Genomic DNA, 17947 nt, shown 5'->3' with positions numbered 1-17947 from the left:
CTGTTCTCCTAATGATCATGGCTGGCAGCGGCTTTACCCAGCTCAGCCTTGATCAGGAAGCTGTTTTTGATGACATAGGCTTCGTTCGCCTGCAAGCCTTTCCGCACTTCGGTGAACTTGCCATCGCTGCGCCCCAGTTCCAGTGGGCGTGCTTCAAACTGATCACCATAACTGCCAAACACCACAGGCCGTTCATTGATGATTTGTATCGCATCGTTGGCAACGGCGACCGGTACTTCCATATCACCAGACAACAAAGCCACATTCACTGTCAGACCTGGGTACCAGTTACCGGCGGTATTGGGCAAGAGCAGGCGGGCCTTGGCGCTGCGTGTCTGTTCACCCATGACGGCACCGACATAGCTGAGTTTTCCATCAGCGCTGGCGTCGAATGCATTGGCGCTGACCCTGGCGGTTTGCCCGGTCCTGACCTGGCTCAGGTCTTTTGCCGGTATACTGATTTCCACCCAGACGCTACTCAGGTCTGCAACCGTAAAAATCACTACGTCGTCCTTGAGCGACTGCCCCATCGTGATCTGTTTTTCAGTGATGGTGCCAGCAATGGGCGAACGGATTTCATAGCGGCTCAGCTGTTTGCCAGCCCCCATGCCAGCTCCCAGTGAGTTCAGTTTTTGCTGCGCGCTTTGCAGGGTGATTTCTGCTTCCTGCATAGTATTGCGGGCTTGCAGGTAATCCTGTTCGGCAGAGATTTTTTCTTCCCACAATTTCTTTTCACGCTCAAAATTATTGCGTGCCAGTGCATGGCGTTTTTGTGTCGCCAGTAAATCACTGCGCAAGTCCACCAGGGCCTGGCTGGATATCACCGCCAATACCTGACCCTTGCTGACTTTGTCACCAGCATTCACAGCTACGCTTTCCACTATGCCTGCGAGGCGCGGTACGATTTGCAGCATGCTGTCTTCATTCAGTCGCACTTCACCCAGCAGGCTGAGTTTGCCTTGCAGTTTTACCGGGCCGGCGGTTTGAATTTCGACCCCGTTCTGTTTGCGCTTCAAGGCATCCATGCTGATGCGGCCCTCTATCTGTTCATAGGTGAATTGATAGTTTTTTCCGGCATGCATCGCCTTGATGCCGACCTTGAAGGAATGTGGTTCATCAACGGCGACCGTACTTTTCAGATAGTCTTTTTCTGCTGTAAAGCTGAAGCTTTGTGTGGCCCTGCCAAGACGTTCCAGCGTCAACGTCAACTGACTGTCAGCCGGTGACAAAGCCTTGCCATCCTGGTAGGTATACAGGCGAAATTCTGGCGCTGTATTCTGTTCGAAGATGCTGACTTCAAGCGCATAGCCATCTTTTGTAAACAGCTTACCGCCATGCGGGCCTTTTTGAGGGGCAATGGCATCGCTATGATGTTCTTTGTCCGCGTGGCCCTGACCATCAGCATGGGCATCCTTGCTTTTTTCGCCATGATGCTCTTGGTCTGCATGGTTAGATTGTTCTGCGTGGCTGTCATGGCTAGCAGTATTTTTTGATTTGCCGCTATTCAGTATCAGGGCTGCTAATAACAGTCCCACGGCGATGACAATGGCAACCGGGACAACGGTTTTTTTATTGATATTCAGTTTCATACAAATTCCTGGAATGAAGAGAGGGCAGTGAACAGGTTGAATTCACGATCGCCGATATAGGTTTCAATGTCAGCAGCAGCACGCTGTGCTTCGGACAGGCTGCGCAAATACTGGGCCTTGGCTTGCAGTAGTGAACGCTGGGCATCCAGCACATCCATGAAATTGAACTTGCCGTATTCAAAGCCCTTGATGGCGATATCAAAAGCATTCTGTGCACCGGGCAGCACTTCCTTTTTCAGCAGTTCAGCCTCATCCCTGGCCAGGCTCAGGCGCTGATGTGCCTGCAGCAATTCGTTGTGCAGGCGGATTTCTGTGGCAGATAATTCATCCCTGGCCTTGTCGCTGCGACTCAGTGCTTCTTGCAGATTGCCCTGGTTACGGTCGAACAGGGCCAGCGGGATGCTGATCCCGATGATGGCCTGGTTGCGTCCGCTTTGCTGGTCACGCTTGGTACCCAGACTTAAGCTCAGGTCAGGGATTTGCCGGCTTTTTTCCAGTTCAGACATGGCCAGGCGCTTGTCCAGTTCCAGGCGCGCGCGCTGCATGAGTGGTGAGTGCGCCAGGTTTGATGCCAGCTTTTGCATGGAAGGTAATGCTGGCAGCGTATTGAATTCACCTTCTAATTGCTGGTCGTTAATCTGACTATTGCCCAGTGCCGCAGACAGGCGCTGCCTGGATGTCAGTAATTCACTGTTTGCCTGCGCCAGTTCGACCCGTACCCCTGATTTTGCAATGTCTGCCCTGGCCGCTTCCAGTGGCGGGATCTTGCCCAGACTGACCAGCCGGCTGGCGGCATTGCTGGCGCGCTGTGCAAGTTCCAGCGAACTGAGGGCCAGGCGCTGACGTTCCTGGGCAATCAGCACGGCATGAAACTGCGTAGTGACTGCTGACCGTATTTCGGCTGATTTGATGGCCAGTTCATTCAATGCAGCACTACGGTTGCGTTCGGCCACGCTGATGCGTGCGGCCCGCTTGCCACCCAGTTCCAGCGGCTGATTGATCTGCACCGTGGTGCTGCGCGTGTCTTGCCTGGCATCTTCCATCAATACAGACAGTTCCGGATTGGGCATGACACCGGCCTGACGCAAGATGCCTTCGCTGGCCTGGATTTCACGCCTGGCGGCGGCAATCTCGGGGTTTGCTGACATGGCATAAGCCAGTGCTGACCGCAGAGTGAGGACGATCGGCGGGGCAGTGGTGGTAGTGAAAGTGGTAGTGGCGGTGACAGGTAAGGCGACATTCGCCGACAAAGCCTGGCGCGTGGTAAGGGCGGCTGCGTTGTTCGCATCCGCCAGATTTTGTGCCTGCACCAGCAGCGGGCACAGTAAGGCAGCCGCTATAGGTAGCGGCAACAAGAATTTTTGCATGGCATTCTCCTGAAAAAACGAAAAGGAAGAATCCAGCAGGTCGCTGTCAGGTGTTTATATGACGCAATGCATGAAAAACAGGAAGTGATACAGACAGATGCCTGGCCGGATTAGGCGTAGGCGGGCATCCATTTGGGACGTTCAGGTTGTCCAAGAAAAGGGCTGGGGGCTTGCAGCGATGCGGCAAGCAATTGATAGCTGTCCAGCGATGGCTGGTGTAGCAGGAAACCGGACGAATGATTACCCAGAGGGCTGTGCGCACAGGATGCACAATCCGTATGAGAATTCGCTTTTTTGATTGGTGACGTATCTTTGGATTTATCTTTGGATTGATCTGCGGATTCACCAACTGATTTATTTGAATGCGCATCACCATCCGCAGCCTGATGCTGATGTGGATGGTGACCGAAGTGTTGCGCTGTCTTGTCTGTTTCATGCATGCAATAGGCACTCGCCACGGCCCAGTTCAACTGGGCTGTGAAAACGATGATGAGCATGAAGACAAACTTTTTTAACATGGTGCAGATTATAAACTGTATTCAAAAAGAAAAAATGGATTCTATGTCGTGATTAGCTCAAGTGCTTAGCTCAAGTACTTAGTTCAAGCGCTTAATCCACGCGCTTAATCCACGCGCTTAATCCACGCGCTTGGTTCACATGCTTGGTTCATACGCTTATGTCATGTGCTTATGTCACATTTTTATTTCAAACTCTTCACCAGACGCAAGCCATTAAAAATCACCAGCAGGCTCGCCCCCATATCGGCAAATACGGCCATCCATAAGGTGGCAATGCCCATGACGGCCATAATCAGAAACACCAGCTTTATACCCAGTGCCAGCGCGATATTCTGCTTGAGGATGGCAGCCGTGCGCCGGCTCAGGCGTATGAACTGCGGTATCTTGCGCAAGTCATCATCCATCAGGGCAATATCGGCGGTTTCCAGTGCCGTGTCGGTACCGGCGGCCCCCATGGCAAAGCCTATGCTGGATTTGGCCAGCGCCGGGGCATCATTGATACCATCACCCACCATGCCAACCGTGCCATGGTTTGTCAGCTCATCATTGATGGCGGCCAGTTTATCTTCGGGCAGCAGGTTGCCACGGGCATCATCAATGCCGACATCTTTTGCGATGGCTTTTGCAGTCAGTTCATTGTCACCGGTCAGCATCACGGTACGAATACCCAGCGCATGCAGTTCTGCAATCGCCTGGCGACTGCTTTCGCGTACGGTATCTGCCACACCGATGATGGCGAGTGGCCTTTGTTCGTCAGCAATGATCACGGCTGTCTTGCCTGCGGCTTCCAGCGCGTACAGCACGGCCTCGGTCGTCGGGCTGCAAATCTGCAATTCTTCTATCAGGCGATGATTGCCCAGGTAATGCCATTTGCCGGCAATCTGGCCTTTTACACCACGTCCTGTCAGGGCTTCGAAGTCACTGACTTCAAATACGGCAGTACCATTGCCTGATGTTTTCCAGTGCGTGGTCACAGCACCTGATACCGGATGATCAGAGCGGCCCGCCAGGCTGGCTGCCAGTTGCAGTACAGTGTCTTGCTCGCCAGTCAGCAACTTGATGTCGGTGACCACAGGCTTACCCTGGGTAATGGTGCCGGTTTTATCCAGCGCCAGCGACTTCAGCTTGCGGCCTTCTTCCAGATAGACGCCACCCTTGATCAGGATGCCGGCCTTTGCCGCTGCCGCCAGGCCACTGACCACCGTCACCGGGGTAGATACAACCAGCGCACACGGGCAGGCAATCACCAGCAAGACCAGGGCCTTGTACACCCAGACCATCCACGGCAAGCCCAACAGTAGTGGAGGAACAAGCATGACACCCAGTGCCAGCACAAACACGATGGGCGTATACACTTTGGCAAAGCTATCGACAAAGCGCTGCGTTGGCGCACGGCTGCCCTGTGCTTCTTCAACCGCATGGATGATGCGCGCCAGCGTGGAATCGGTTTGCGCTGCCGTCACACTGTATTCAAAAGAACCGGTTTCATTGATGGTGCCGGCAAACACCTTGTCGCCGACGATTTTGGCGACGGGTATGCTCTCACCCGTGATAGGGGCCTGGTTGACGGATGACTGGCCCTTGCTCAGTTCGCCATCCAGCGGGATGCGCTCGCCGGGTGCTACACGGACAGTTGCGCCAATGGCGATCGATTTCGCTTCCAGCTCTTGCCAGCTACCATCTGCTTGCAAGACACTGGCCTTTTCTGGTGTCATCGCCATCAGGCCACGTATGGCATTGCGGGCGCGGTCCAGCGACATCGCTTCTATGGCTTCTGACAGGCTGAACAAGACCATGACCATCGCCGCTTCTGGCCATTGACCGATGATAATCGCGCCAGTGACGGCGATGCTCATCAGGGCATTGATGTTCAGGTTGAAATTCTTCAGCGCAATCCAGCCTTTTTTATACGTGCTGGTACCACTGACAAGAATGGCGAAAACGGATAACAGAACGACTGGCGAAGCTATTTCTGTACTGCCGATGTAGGTAAATACCTCGGCCAGTATGGCCGCGACTGCACCGGCACCTAACAGCCACCATTTCCGGCTTGCATTGGCTATATTGGCTGTCGGTGCTACTGCCGCATCCTGATTGCTGCGACCGTCTTCACTTATCAGTACCGCCTGCATGCTGATGGATGTCAGGACAGCTTGAATCGGCTTCTGGCTTTCCAGCGTATGGCTGACCGTCAATTTGCGTTGCATAAGGTTGAAGTCAAGCCTGACAATGCCAGGCATGCCTGACAGCTTGTTGCGTATCAGACCCTCTTCGGTCGGGCAATCCATGTTTTCTATGGAATACACCACGGTGGAAGCGCCGGCAGGCAGGGCGGCGACATCTGAAGTTGCTATTGCTTTTTCTGCATTTTCAGCCATTTTGACATCACCATGATCGCAGCAGGCGTGTGCGTGTTGATGATCATGCTTGTTGTTATGCTTATTGGAGTCTGCATGGGTGTGGGCATGTTCATGTGAGTGCACATGCTCGTGTTCATGTTGATGCCGGTTCGTCATGCTTGCTCCGAAAAAGGGGTATAGTGAGCATTAGACACCCTGTAGCAGGTATAGAGTCAAGCACTACCGCTCAAAAGGACTTACGCAAAACCGCCCCAACTGCGTTGCAGCTCCTAGCCGTACTAAAGTACTGTCTTCGTCGCTACGCCTTGTTGGAACAATTTTGCGTAAGTCCTACTTAAAATAAGTTAGGAATACAAATGGAATTGAAAATTGGCGAATTGGCAAAACGCTCCGGATGCCTGGTAGAAACCATACGCTACTATGAAAAAGAAGGTCTATTGCCCCAGGCTAACCGTTCCCAGGGCAATTTTCGCCTGTATGGCGAAGTGCATGCAGAACGTCTGCAATTCATACGGCATTGCCGCTCGCTGGACATGACGCTGGATGAAATACGCCAGTTACTGCAGTTCCGTGATGTACCGGAAGACAATTGTTCAGAAGTAAATGCCTTGCTGGACAAACATATAGGCCACGTCGCCCACCGCATCAAGGAATTGAAGGGATTGGAGCTGCAATTAAAATCCCTGCGCAATCTGTGCAAGACCACGCAGGCCACAAAAGACTGCGGCATCTTGCAAAACCTGGGGACGGCGGAAGAACATCCTGTACGTAATCTGGGCAGCCATGGCAGTGGTTGTCATTGATGAGGTCCATCAACAGACGACAGATTTAACACATCATAGAAAGCGCATCTGATGCACAAAGGTGTTATTTACGCATTGCTGGCAGCCATTCTGTTTGGTATCAGCACACCGTTTGCCAAAACCATGGTGGCAGATATTGCCCCTGTCATGCTGGCAGGCGTTTTGTATCTGGGCAGCGGTCTGGGTCTGTTGCTGGTTTTTCTTTTGCGTGCTGTCATGTTTCGTAACAGACAGGATAAATTCGTAGCAGTCACACGGGCAGATCTGCCATGGCTTGCCGGTGCCATTCTTACCGGTGGTATTGCCGGGCCTGTGTTGTTGATGGTGGGGCTGACGCTGACACCCGCCTCTACAACTTCCCTGTTACTGAATATGGAAGGGGTATTGACTGCATTGCTGGCCTGGTTTGTTTTCAAGGAAAATTTTGACCAGCGTATTTTTTTGGGCATGCTGCTGATTGTGATCGCAGGTATGCTTTTATCCTGGGAACAGGTGCCGGTACTGGGTGTACCCTGGGGGGCACTGGCCATTCTCGCGGCCTGCCTGTGCTGGGCCATAGACAATAATCTCACGCGCAAGGTGGCTGCCAGTGATGCCTTGCAAATTGCCGGCATCAAGGGGCTGGTAGCCGGTAGTGTGAATCTGGGCATAGCCTTGTTATCCGGCCATCAGTTGCCTCAGGCGTACACTTTGCTGTCAGTTGGCCTGATCGGCTTTTGTGGCTATGGTCTTAGCCTGGTCATGTTTGTACTGGCACTGCGGCATCTGGGTGCTGCACGTACCGGTGCCTATTTTTCGTCAGCGCCGTTTGTAGGCACAGTCGTGTCGCTACTCCTGCTAAGCGAACATCCCGGCAGTATGTTCTGGCTGGCAGCAGTGTTGATGCTGGCAGGTATCTGGCTGCACCTGACTGAAAACCATGAACATGAACATGCCCATGAGCCCATGCTGCATACGCATGAACATACGCACGACCTGCATCATCAACATGAGCATGACTCTGGCTGGGACGGTACAGAACCACATGCACATCAACACCAGCATCATTCGGTAAGGCATAAACATCCGCATTATCCGGACATGCATCATCAGCATTCTCATTGACGGGCCGGGTGATATCTTTGCACGCACCAGGCATAACGAATTTGCTTGCTAAGCTGCGTAAAATTTCACCATAAATCAACAAGAATCAGTACCCTGACGATTTTCATCTGAACAGATTTCAGATCGTACTGCTTGCGGTGTTTTCCCGGTCCATCCATGAAATGCCCGGGTAAAAGAATTGGATTCTTCGAAACCTAATAGAAATGAGATTTCCGCACTCGACATGGTCGTGTTGCGCAGGTAATGGTGGGCCAGAGAATCGCGCAAAGTGTCCAACGTCTGCTGAAAAGTCGTTCCCTCGTCCTGTAGCTTGCGCTGTAACGTGCGGGTACTGACCCCGAGTTTCCGGCTCACCACTTGCATCGATACCTCACCTGCTGGCAATGACTCAAGTAAAGTACTACGTACTCGCTCAGCCATACCAGCAGTCCTATCCAGGTCGGTTAGCCGTTGACGCAAAGATGGCTCGAAGAACAACCACATTTTGTGGTTTTCTGTCAGGAAGGGGCGATCAACATCTACAGCAGCGAATACTAAAGTGGTCACAGGTGAGTTGGTGACAGCAACCCCGAAATAGGATTGATACGTCAGCAAATCTGCTTCCAGATTCGGCGAGTAGGGCAAACTCACACTCAATGGCTGTATCTTACTGCGCGTTGCCAGTCGTGCCAGTTGCACAAAAAATACCAGCTTGAATGCCAGGAATACGCTTGGCGGGGGCGTTGTATGATCCAGAAAATCGATGGTGACGGTGGCATGAGAAGTGGTACGCTGGATCTTGATCACCATCGGTGCAATCAATCTCACATACTTGGCAATCCTATCGATAGCGCAGCCAATATTGCTGCTGCATAGTGCTGCGAAAAGTTCTGGGTCGAACCAATCAGAGGACATTACCTGGGCGATTCGTAATGGAGCTGGCAAGTTTGCATCGATGGATTTGGCCTCTGCTTCAATAGCTTCCCATAGCTTGAAAAAATCAGCCGAACTCAAGCGAACGTTTAGGCGTGCAAACAAATCAGCGGGTAACTGCGCACGACGCAATACAGGGGAAGTTGCCAGTCCTGCATCTTGCATCAACAAGCGCCAACCGGGCCAGACAGCATAGTCCAACATAGGATTACGGCCACCACTCAAAGAAGATTTAATGTTTGGAATCATATCAAGCATTCTATGTTGCTGATCACGCCACCACAATAGAAAATTGCGACAGACACACGAAATCACCATGGCGCGTTCTGCCGTTAAGTTGGCGCGTTCAGCTAATGATAATCGTTTGTTTCGCAGGCAAAGTAGAGTCTGACCCGGATGTTGGAACGTGGATTTGCAAGTACTACTTCACAATCCGATTTCTGAGATACCCGAACACAGACGACATTTTATTTTGGAGAGCCATTAATATGAAACGCATCAAACTTATTTCTTCACTTTTAGCCACAGTGCTGCTGTCTTTGAGCAGCGCTGGCTATTCACAAGACTTTTCGAAAGAAAATAGTACGGTAGCTACTTCATCATCTCTTGCATTAAAAGTCAAAACACAATACGCAAATATTGGCGACCATAAAATTGCTTACCGAAAATTGGGTAAAGGTGCTCCAGTCATACTGATTAACCGCTTCAGAGGGACCCTGGACACGTGGGACCCACTGTTTCTTGACCTGTTGGGGCAAGAAAATACAGTGATCATTTTTGATCAGTCTGGCATCGGATATTCAGAGGGTGTGTTGCCTCTGACAATGCGAGATTTGGCAGCAGAAGTGACTCAGCTCGCCGATTATTTGAAGATCGATAAGTTTAATGTCATGGGGTGGTCCTTCGGCGGATGGGTTGCACAATATGTGACCTTTTATAACCCTGACAGAATTCAGAAAACCATCCTTATTGATAATAACCCCATGGGTAAAAATGAAGTGGCGATGGAACCCAGGTTTGCTGAAAGTGGCATGAAGGCAAACAAAGATTTGGGATTTGAAGATTATGTCACCTTATTTTTTGAACCTAAATCTGAAAAAAGCAGGTTGGCGGCAAAGAAATCACTTGAGAGAATTTCGAAGCGAATGGACTACTCCAAGGTTCCGGAACGTCCAGAGATATTGCAACGATATTTCGCACCCATCGCGCCCATTGTTGCGGATGCAGAAAATTTCCGTGGTGCCTATGCCACTCTTAAAACCCCAGTACTTGTGATCTCTGGTGATCACGACATTTCATTCTCGTTTGAGAACTGGTACCCGCTCATCAAAAAAGCACCGACCACGCAGTTCATTGTATTTCCAGATGCAGGACATGGCCCGCAAGACCAGTACCCTGAATTGGCGTCCAGTTACATCAAAACATTTCTGAAAAACTAATTAGCGTACCTCTTTGTAAAACCAGGGTTTATAACCGTGAATCCGTCATCGTTGAGAAACAGGGGTAACAACAATGAACCGCCAGATACTCGCAACTGAGCAAATCCATAGCCATATACGGGAACAGATTGCCGGCAATCATTTGGACATCGTGCAGGAGGTGCAAAAGGCAATTGCAACTCATCAGTTAGTGGTCGTGGGCATGGCGCAGAATGCCTTTCCGCGCTATGCCAGGAAATTACTGGATGCATCAGGCGTTCCATATCAGTATTTGCAATACGGTAGTTATTTAACCGGCTGGCGTTGCCGTACTGCGTTGAAAATGTGGACCGGCTGGCCGACTTTTCCGATGATCTTCGTCAACGGTATGTTGATAGGCGGTACCAGCGATTTGCAGGCACTGGTGAAGAGCGGCGAGCTACAGCATTTACTTGTCTAGCACTTGTCTAGCATTGAGTGGCAGCAATTTACCACATGAGAATTGGCAAGCACAGTTGAAAAAATCCAGTGAAGAGATTGCCTATGTGCATGATGTCTGGAGAAAACATATGAACAGGAAAGGAAATAACATGAAAAAGACAGTACTCATCACGGGGGCATCGTCAGACTTTGGGCTGATGCTTGCCAATAAGCTTCATCAACAGGGTTTCAATGTCATTGGCACCAGCCGTGAGCCTGAAAAATATGCCGGGAAGGTCGCATTCAAATTGCTGCGCCTGAATATCGATGACGACAATTCTGTCAAGTCGTTCACAGAAGAGTTGTTCCAGAACACTAAGCAGTTAGATGTATTGGTCAACAATGCAGGTTACATGGTCACCGGCATCGCAGAAGAAACATCTATTGAACTTGGCAGACAGCAGTTTGAAACCAACTTCTGGGGTACGGTTAAAGTGACCAATGCGCTGTTGCCATATTTCAGGGCTCAAAAACATGGGCAAATTATCACGGTCAGTTCTATCGTGGGTCTGATAGGTCCACCGAATCTTTCCTATTACGCGGCCTCAAAACATGCCGTGCAGGGTTATTTTAAATCCTTGCGTTTCGAGCTGGATCATTTCAATATTAAAGTCAGCATGGTTGAGCCAGTCTGGTTTAAAACCAATCTTGGGAATAATTCGGTTTCGGCTGGCAAGGGCAGTATCGCCGACTATGATTCGTACCGGAAAAAAGTTAATGCAGCGACTCAGAAAGGTATGGATGAAGCGGAAGCCCCCGATGCCGTTGTTAACACCATTTCAAAACTGATTAATACGAATAAACCCAGATTCAGCAATCCTGTGGGGAAAATGACAGGCATGATTTTGTTCCTGCAAAGCTATGCTCCCAAAATGTTTGAAAGTTCAATACTAAATAGCGTAAGAACAGCAAAATAAATTCCGTCGCCTATTTATTAACAATAATGCGACCATTTCTTTAACGAGGTGTAGAGATGAAATATTATTTGTGCAAATTTATTCCGCCGCGCGCAGATTTTCTGGCAACGATGTCTGACGAAGAAAAGAAATTGATGCGACAGCATGGAGATTTCTTAAATGACTTTCTGGAAAAAGGGCTGATCGTCGCTCACGGCCCCGTGATCGAAGCCAATGGTGGTTACGGGGTGTCGCTTTACCAAATTGCCGATGACCAGGATATTTCCTTGCTAACGTCGGAAGATCCCATAGTGAAGAACGGTGTTGGTCATTATGAGCACTACATCATGCTTCATTTGGCGTACCGTCACTAATACCCCTTTTTTTTAATCCAGTTGAAGGAAAGTGTCATGAAAATCCGAGGTTCAGTTGCACTCGTCGCAGGCACCAATTGGTGATGGAGGTCCATCATTTACGTCGTATGAGTAGATAAACCACCGGCACCACAAACATCGACAGCAAAGGTGCCGTAATCATGCCGCCTATCATGGGAGCGGCGATTCTTTGCATGACTTCTGAACCGCTGCCATCGCCAAACATGACCGGTACCAGGCCAGCGATAATGACTGCGACCGTCATGGCCTTAGGGCGTACGCGCAAGACGGCACCTTCGCGTATTGCTTCGAGCAGGTCTGCTTCACTGTTCTTGCCCATTTTTAATCTGTCGTCCCAGGCATGTTTCAGGTATAGCAGCATGATGACGCCGAATTCAGCCGACACACCAGCCAGAGCGATAAAACCGACGCCACTGGCGACGGACAGATTGTGGCCGAGTACCCAAAGCAACCAGAGCCCGCCAGCCAAAGCAAAGGGCAGGGTTGCCATGATCAGTATCGCTTCATCGATGCGTTTGAAGGTCATGTATAACAATACAAAGATGATCAGCAAGGTTGCTGGAACAACGATTTTCAATTTTGCAGCCGCGCGCTCCAGGTATTCAAACTGACCGGACCAGGTAATCGAATAAGCTGCTGGCAATTTTACTTCCCTGGCAACGACATCTTGCATTTCATGGACGGCTGAACTGAGGTCACGATCCCTGATGTCAACATATACCCATCCCGACAAACGTGCATTCTCGCTCTTTAACATGGGGGGGCCGTCGTTGATATGAATGTCAGCAACATCACTCAGACGGATTTGTGCGCCACGTTCGGTCAGTACAGGTAACTGGCGCAACTTCTCGACCGAATCACGCATTTCTCGCGGATAGCGAACATTGATGGGGAAGCGTTGCAAGCCCTCTATGGTTTCACCAATATTGTCGCCGCCAATGGCGGCGGAAACGATGCTCTGAACATCAGCAATGTTGAGGCCGTAACGCGCTGCGGCATCGCGGTTGATATCAATATCGATATAGCGTCCACCAGTCAGTCTTTCAGCCAGGGCTGACGACACGCCGGGCACATTTTTGATGACACGTTCAATATCGCTGGTAACTCTGTCGATTTCTTGCAGGCTGGTTCCCGCCACTTTAATACCCACAGGGCTCTTGATACCCGTCGCCAGCATGTCTATACGGTTCCTGATAGGGGGCACCCAGATATTGGATAAGCCAGGAACCTTTACAATGCGGTCCAGCTCTTCCACCAGCTTATCGGTGGTCATGCCAGGACGCCATTGGTCTTTGGGTTTGAATTGAATGGTTGTCTCGAACATTTCCAGAGGGGCAGGGTCAGTCGCAGTTTCGGCGCGACCAGCTTTGCCGAATACGCTTTTTACTTCCGGGACAGTCTTGATCAGACGATCTGTTTGCTGGAGTAATTCTGCAACTTTACCAGCACCTACCCCTGGTAATGCAGATGGCATGTATAGCAAATCACCCTCATCAAGAGGGGGCATGAACTCACCCCCCAGACGTGCCAGAGGCCAGACCGTAAGGACTGCTATCAGTGCAGCAAGTACCAGTGTCAGTTTGGGAAAACGCAATACCACATCAAGCAAGGGGCGATACGCAGCGATCAGCAGGCGATTCAGAGGGTTCTTATGTTCATCAGGAATCTTTCCACGTATAAGATAGCCCATCAATACGGGTATCAGGGTCACAGCCAAACCGGCAGCGGCTGCCATGGCATAGGTTTTGGTGAAAGCCAGGGGCGAGAATAGTCGCCCTTCCTGTGCTTCCAGCGTAAAGACTGGAATAAAAGACAGGACAATAATCAGCAAAGAGAAAAACAGGGCAGGCCCCACTTCGGCAGCGGCATCACCGATCACCCGCCAATGCGTTTCACTCTGTAGTTTTTCATCTGGGTGGGTATGCTTCCATGCTTCAATATGTTTGTGGGCATTCTCTATCATGACCACGGCTGCATCAACCATCGCACCAACGGCAATCGCAATGCCTCCCAATGACATGATATTGGCATTCACGCCCTGGTAATACATGACGATAAAGGCAACCAGGATGCCAACCGGTAAAGTGACGATGGCGACCAGGGCCGAGCGAAAATGAAATAAGAAGACCGCGCATACTATGGCCACCACAATGAATTCTTCAATCAATTTCTCTTCCAGGTTTTTTACGGCGCGGCTGATGAGTTGGGAGCGGTCATAGGTCGTGATGACTTCCACACCGGGAGGCAGGCTGGCTTTCAGTTTTTCCAGTTTGGCTTTGACTGCCTCTATGGTTTCCAGTGCATTCTTGCCAGATCGCATGATGATGACACCACCGGCCACTTCGCCTTCACCATTCAGGTCGGCAATGCCGCGTCGCATTTCAGGTCCGATCTGTATGCGTGCCACGTCACCCAGGCGCACAGATACACCGGCATCGGTCGTCATTAAAGGTATCTTGCGAAAATCATCCAGCGACTTCAGATAGCCAGAGGCACGCACCATATATTCGGCCTCACCCAGCTCCAGTACCGAGCCGCCGGTTTCCTGATTGGCCTTTTGTACCGCTTCAATGATTTTGCCGTGCGGTATGTTGTAGGCACGCATCCTGTCGGGGTCAAGCTGGACTTGATATTGGCGCACCATGCCGCCTATGCTCGCCACCTCGGACACATTGGCGACAGATTTCAATTCGTACTTCAGGAACCAGTCTTGTAACGCCCGTAATTGTGACAAGTCCATCTTGCCACTGCGGTCCACCAGCGCATATTCATATACCCAGCCGACACCGGTGGCGTCTGGGCCAAGCGAGGCTTTGGCCTGTGGTGGCAGGCGTGACTGCACCTGATTCAAATATTCCAGCACACGTGAACGTGCCCAGTACAGGTCGGTGCCATCTTCAAACAACACATACACAAAGGAATCACCAAAGAAAGAATAACCGCGTACCGTCCTGGCGCCGGGCACCGACAGCATGGTGGTGGTCAGGGGATATGTGATTTGATTTTCGACAATTTGCGGTGCCTGACCGGGATAACTGGTGCGGATAATTACCTGCACATCTGACAGATCAGGAATCGCATCCAGCGGTGTGCGGGACAGTGACCAGACACCCCAGGCCGTGACAATGAGAGTAGCCAGCAGGACCAGGAAGCGATTGGCAATCGACCAGCGTATCAGTTTGGCGATCATTTCTGTGCCTCTGCCGTTGGAGAAACAGAGACAATCTGGTAGTCACCGTCCTGTAACTGACGTATATCAAACATCACCGTGTCACCGATTTTTACGTTGCGCGGCAAACCGCTGGCGGGAAGCTTAAAGGCCATGGTCATCGCATCCCATCCCAGACTGGCGATAGGGCCGTGCGATAGCGTGATTTCATTCTTATATATTTTTTCAACTTTGCCACTGCCATGATGTATCGTGTTGTTGGCCTTGCTCATGTCTGCTGCATTCGCTGCTGGTGTAACGCCCATGCGGGTTGCGGTTCCTTTCAGGCTGGCCTCGGAATCAATCAGGAATTGACCGGAAACGACTACCTTTTGTCCAGCCTCCAGGCCCTTGCGGATTTCAGTCTGACCACTTGCCTCTGCACCAGTTTCTACGTCGACAGGTATGAATTTTCCATCACCCTGTGCCAGCATCACCACATGACGTGTTCCGGTTGCAATCACTGCTTCTGTCGGTACCAGCAAGACATCTTTGTGTAGTCCGGAATGAAAGTTCAGCGTGGCAAACATACCAGGCACCAAGGTGCCGTTGGGGTTGGCCAGTTCTATACGTGCCTTCAAGGTACGGGTGGTGCTATCAACTTGTGGCAGGATGGTGCTGACCTTGCCCTGGAAGGACACGCCAGGCAAAGACGGCGTGCGCGCTTCCACGCTATTGCCCATATGCACCAGGGCTGCCAGGTTTTCTGGTATGTCGGCATTGACCCAGATCGTGGCCAGACCGTTGATACGGAATAAAGGCGCGCCTGTTGCCACCGTCATACCTTCGCGTGCAGTCAATTCTGAAATTACTCCGCTGACCGGCGCGGTAATGGTGATACGTGGATGCACTTTGCCACCGATGGTCACCTGACGGATTTGCTCATCATTCATGCCGACCAGGCGCATACGTTGTTGCGCGGCTTCTTGCAAATCAGCGATGCCTGTAGCTTGCATGCGTCGGGCGGTCAGGTATTCTTCCTGTGCTGCCACCCAGTCTGGAACATACAATTCAACCAGGGGCTGCCCCTTCCTGACAATATCCAGAGGGGCGCGTACATAGAGTTTTTCAACGAAACCGTTGCTGCGCGCCTGTACCAGGGCGACGTCGCGTTCGTTATAGGCTACGGTACCGATAGTGCTTACTGGAGAAGTTAAATTACCTTTGCTGACCTCGGCGACGCGGATACCCAGATTCTGTTGTACCCGCGGGCTGATATTGACGCTGCCCTGATCTGCGCTTTTGGAACCATCAGCACTATCAGCACTATCAGCACTATCAGCACCATTGGCACCATCAGCATACACCGGCACCAGTTGCATATCCATGAAGGGTGATTTACCTGGCTTGTCAAACTTTTGACCTGGGACCATGGGGTCATGCCAGTACAAGATCTTTCTATTGTTGCCATCGCTTTTAGTCGTTGCCGTATTGCCTGTTTCTTTGGCCGCAGCTCGTGTTCCCTGACGGAGACCGAATTGATACAAACCATAACCGCTGATGACAAAAGCGCTGGCGACGGCAAGCACAATGATGACATTTTTGTTGTTCATGGCATATCCTTGTTCATGGTGTCGACAGGAATCAGAAAATTCAGTTGAGCCCACAAACGTGCAGCGTCAGCCTGCAATTGCAGCGTTTGCAGATGGGTGTCGAGTTCATTGCGGCTAGCTGCCAATACATCATTGAGATTGGACTTGCCGCCCCGGTAGGCAGCCATCACAGCCCGACTGCGCTCCCTTGCCAACGGGATCAGTTCACGCTCATAGCGGGTGGCGCGTTCACGATTGTTTTGCCATTCTTCAATCATGATTTTGGTTTCAGCAATATGGGCTCTCAGCATTTCGTCACGTTCAGCTTTGGACTGGTCCAGCATGGCCAGTTTGGACGACAGCTCCCGGTCTTGCCGGTTTTTTTGGTCCCACTGAAAAGGCAGGGACAGGCCTATGGATACCATATTCGAATAGGCGGGGCCGCGCTGCTGGATTGCCACTTCTACGGTCCAGTCGGATTTTTTATTGGCCGCAGCCAGCCTGGCGTCGGCCTCAGCAATTTCAGTCTGCCTGTTCAAGACGGCAATCTGTGGGTGATGTGCCAATGAAGTCTCCAGCGACATCTGGTCTAATCCGATACTGTCAACATTGGGTTTGCCTGCCAGTGCGATATCGGATGTATCACCGGTCCAGCGTGCTAGCGTGGTTTTGGCAGTTTTTAATTTCTTTTGAAATTCGCTGGCACGATCATTCGCCATGGCGAGCGCGGTGCGCGCTGCAAACACATCTGCCTGGCTGCTGCGGCCTCCGCGATAAGCGGCTTCGGTGGCTTCAATTTCCAGTTTCGCCTGTTGGACCTGTTCTGTCACCAGCGTCAACATTTGCTCGGCGAAATAACGATCCAGCCAGGCGATTGCTGTTTCACGCTGAATGGTTGCGATACCGGCGGTTTTTTCTGCCAGGGCTTTGTCGGCGCTACGGTCATAGCGTTCAGCGCGCAGTTGTCGTTTGTCTGCCCGGGTAATTTCCTGCATTATGCCAACGCGGCGCATGGTCATGAAATCACTGGTCAGGCTACCGCGGTCAGTGCCACTGACCGGCAGATTATCGATACCTACCTTCAGTACCGGATCTGGCAACTGGCCAGCGGCAACTGCCATTTCGCGCGCAGCAGTGACTGCCAGACCATGTGCATTGAGTTGCCGGGACCGCGCCACGGCCAGCTGTTGCGCCTGCCCCAGCGTCAGAGGAAAGTCCAGCGCCAAAGCTGTCAATGGAGATAAAGCGAGTATGCCCACAAGTGCAGCTACCCGGACAGGATGTGGCCGCCCACGATGTGGGGTGACGTAAGAAAATAACATGGAAACTCCAGACAGCAATAGATAACAAGACGCTCTGATAAGC

The 17947-nt window shown here is 51.3% G+C and carries 14 protein-coding genes; 6 read left to right on the top strand and 8 right to left on the bottom strand.

Features of this window, described 5'->3' with window-relative positions:
- Positions 1-8: 8 nt before the first annotated feature.
- The 4 genes from ACO0LK_RS06090 to ACO0LK_RS06075 all read right to left on the bottom strand — a co-directional run bounded on the left by ACO0LK_RS06090 (position 9) and on the right by ACO0LK_RS06075 (position 5990).
- Positions 9-1589: an efflux RND transporter periplasmic adaptor subunit gene (locus tag ACO0LK_RS06090; protein WP_422973169.1), complete on the bottom strand. Its 1581-nt coding sequence runs from the start codon at positions 1587-1589 to the stop codon at positions 9-11.
- Entirely contained in the window at positions 1586-2956 is a 1371-nt protein-coding gene (locus ACO0LK_RS06085) for a TolC family protein (RefSeq protein ID WP_422973167.1), read from the bottom strand. The genes ACO0LK_RS06090 and ACO0LK_RS06085 overlap by 4 nt, the downstream gene beginning before the upstream one ends.
- A gap of 110 nt (positions 2957-3066) precedes the next feature.
- Positions 3067-3474 carry a hypothetical protein gene (locus tag ACO0LK_RS06080; RefSeq protein ID WP_422973165.1) on the bottom strand — a complete coding sequence of 136 codons (408 nt, stop codon included), beginning with the start codon at positions 3472-3474 and terminating at the stop codon, positions 3067-3069.
- A gap of 182 nt (positions 3475-3656) precedes the next feature.
- Positions 3657-5990 (bottom strand): heavy metal translocating P-type ATPase, encoded by a 2334-nt coding sequence (locus tag ACO0LK_RS06075; protein WP_422973163.1) that lies wholly within the window; start codon positions 5988-5990, stop codon positions 3657-3659.
- A gap of 200 nt (positions 5991-6190) precedes the next feature.
- On the opposite strand from ACO0LK_RS06075, the gene cadR reads away from it, so the two are divergent.
- On the top strand, positions 6191-6637 hold the full coding sequence (cadR, locus tag ACO0LK_RS06070; RefSeq protein WP_422973161.1) for a Cd(II)/Pb(II)-responsive transcriptional regulator: 447 nt from the start codon (positions 6191-6193) through the stop codon (positions 6635-6637).
- Positions 6638-6688: 51 nt separating this feature from the next.
- Complete coding sequence (locus ACO0LK_RS06065) at positions 6689-7741, top strand: EamA family transporter (protein WP_422973159.1); 1053 nt, start codon at positions 6689-6691, stop codon at positions 7739-7741.
- 75 nt (positions 7742-7816) lie between these two features.
- Here ACO0LK_RS06065 and ACO0LK_RS06060 read toward each other — a convergent pair whose 3' ends face one another.
- A complete protein-coding gene (locus ACO0LK_RS06060; protein WP_422973157.1) occupies positions 7817-8911 on the bottom strand; it encodes an AraC family transcriptional regulator ligand-binding domain-containing protein in 1095 nt (364 codons plus the stop codon).
- 230 nt (positions 8912-9141) lie between these two features.
- On the opposite strand from ACO0LK_RS06060, the gene ACO0LK_RS06055 reads away from it, so the two are divergent.
- The 4 genes from ACO0LK_RS06055 (at position 9142) to ACO0LK_RS06040 (ending at position 11821) form a co-directional block, all read left to right on the top strand.
- Entirely contained in the window at positions 9142-10092 is a 951-nt protein-coding gene (locus ACO0LK_RS06055) for an alpha/beta fold hydrolase (RefSeq protein ID WP_422973155.1), read from the top strand.
- A gap of 73 nt (positions 10093-10165) precedes the next feature.
- Complete coding sequence (locus tag ACO0LK_RS06050; protein WP_422973153.1) at positions 10166-10531, top strand: glutaredoxin domain-containing protein; 366 nt, start codon at positions 10166-10168, stop codon at positions 10529-10531.
- Between the two features lie 130 nt (positions 10532-10661).
- Complete coding sequence (locus ACO0LK_RS06045; protein WP_422973151.1) at positions 10662-11468, top strand: SDR family NAD(P)-dependent oxidoreductase; 807 nt, start codon at positions 10662-10664, stop codon at positions 11466-11468.
- Between the two features lie 56 nt (positions 11469-11524).
- Complete coding sequence (locus tag ACO0LK_RS06040; RefSeq protein WP_422973149.1) at positions 11525-11821, top strand: YciI family protein; 297 nt, start codon at positions 11525-11527, stop codon at positions 11819-11821.
- A 94-nt stretch (positions 11822-11915) separates the two neighbouring features.
- Here the strand turns inward: ACO0LK_RS06040 and ACO0LK_RS06035 are convergent, their stop codons facing one another.
- Genes ACO0LK_RS06035 through ACO0LK_RS06025 form a run of 3 tightly spaced genes read right to left on the bottom strand, consistent with a single transcriptional unit; the run spans position 11916 to position 17904 of the window.
- Complete coding sequence (locus ACO0LK_RS06035) at positions 11916-15032, bottom strand: efflux RND transporter permease subunit (RefSeq protein WP_422973147.1); 3117 nt, start codon at positions 15030-15032, stop codon at positions 11916-11918.
- The gene (locus tag ACO0LK_RS06030; RefSeq protein ID WP_422973145.1) at positions 15029-16603 is read right to left on the bottom strand and encodes an efflux RND transporter periplasmic adaptor subunit; all 1575 of its coding nucleotides are present in this window, start codon (positions 16601-16603) and stop codon (positions 15029-15031) included. Before ACO0LK_RS06030 ends, ACO0LK_RS06035 begins: the two co-directional genes overlap by 4 nt.
- Positions 16600-17904 carry a TolC family protein gene (locus ACO0LK_RS06025; RefSeq protein ID WP_422973143.1) on the bottom strand — a complete coding sequence of 435 codons (1305 nt, stop codon included), beginning with the start codon at positions 17902-17904 and terminating at the stop codon, positions 16600-16602. Before ACO0LK_RS06025 ends, ACO0LK_RS06030 begins: the two co-directional genes overlap by 4 nt.
- Between the last annotated feature and the right edge of the window lie 43 nt (positions 17905-17947).

The sequence above is a fragment of the Undibacterium sp. Ji49W genome, assembly GCF_049340205.1.
Taxonomy (GTDB): domain Bacteria; phylum Pseudomonadota; class Gammaproteobacteria; order Burkholderiales; family Burkholderiaceae_D; genus Undibacterium.
The sequence above is the reverse complement of the archived record's forward strand: the minus strand, read 5'-3'. Positions and strand labels throughout refer to the sequence as shown.

Coding starts and splice junctions, on each gene's coding strand:
- ACO0LK_RS06090 (WP_422973169.1), bottom strand. CDS start 1,589: ATGAAACTGAATATCAATAAAAAAACCGTTGTCCCGGTTGCCATTGTC.
- ACO0LK_RS06085 (WP_422973167.1), bottom strand. CDS start 2,956: ATGCAAAAATTCTTGTTGCCGCTACCTATAGCGGCTGCCTTACTGTGC.
- ACO0LK_RS06080 (WP_422973165.1), bottom strand. CDS start 3,474: ATGTTAAAAAAGTTTGTCTTCATGCTCATCATCGTTTTCACAGCCCAG.
- ACO0LK_RS06075 (WP_422973163.1), bottom strand. CDS start 5,990: ATGACGAACCGGCATCAACATGAACACGAGCATGTGCACTCACATGAA.
- cadR (WP_422973161.1), top strand. CDS start 6,191: ATGGAATTGAAAATTGGCGAATTGGCAAAACGCTCCGGATGCCTGGTA.
- ACO0LK_RS06065 (WP_422973159.1), top strand. CDS start 6,689: ATGCACAAAGGTGTTATTTACGCATTGCTGGCAGCCATTCTGTTTGGT.
- ACO0LK_RS06060 (WP_422973157.1), bottom strand. CDS start 8,911: ATGCTTGATATGATTCCAAACATTAAATCTTCTTTGAGTGGTGGCCGT.
- ACO0LK_RS06055 (WP_422973155.1), top strand. CDS start 9,142: ATGAAACGCATCAAACTTATTTCTTCACTTTTAGCCACAGTGCTGCTG.
- ACO0LK_RS06050 (WP_422973153.1), top strand. CDS start 10,166: ATGAACCGCCAGATACTCGCAACTGAGCAAATCCATAGCCATATACGG.
- ACO0LK_RS06045 (WP_422973151.1), top strand. CDS start 10,662: ATGAAAAAGACAGTACTCATCACGGGGGCATCGTCAGACTTTGGGCTG.
- ACO0LK_RS06040 (WP_422973149.1), top strand. CDS start 11,525: ATGAAATATTATTTGTGCAAATTTATTCCGCCGCGCGCAGATTTTCTG.
- ACO0LK_RS06035 (WP_422973147.1), bottom strand. CDS start 15,032: ATGATCGCCAAACTGATACGCTGGTCGATTGCCAATCGCTTCCTGGTC.
- ACO0LK_RS06030 (WP_422973145.1), bottom strand. CDS start 16,603: ATGAACAACAAAAATGTCATCATTGTGCTTGCCGTCGCCAGCGCTTTT.
- ACO0LK_RS06025 (WP_422973143.1), bottom strand. CDS start 17,904: ATGTTATTTTCTTACGTCACCCCACATCGTGGGCGGCCACATCCTGTC.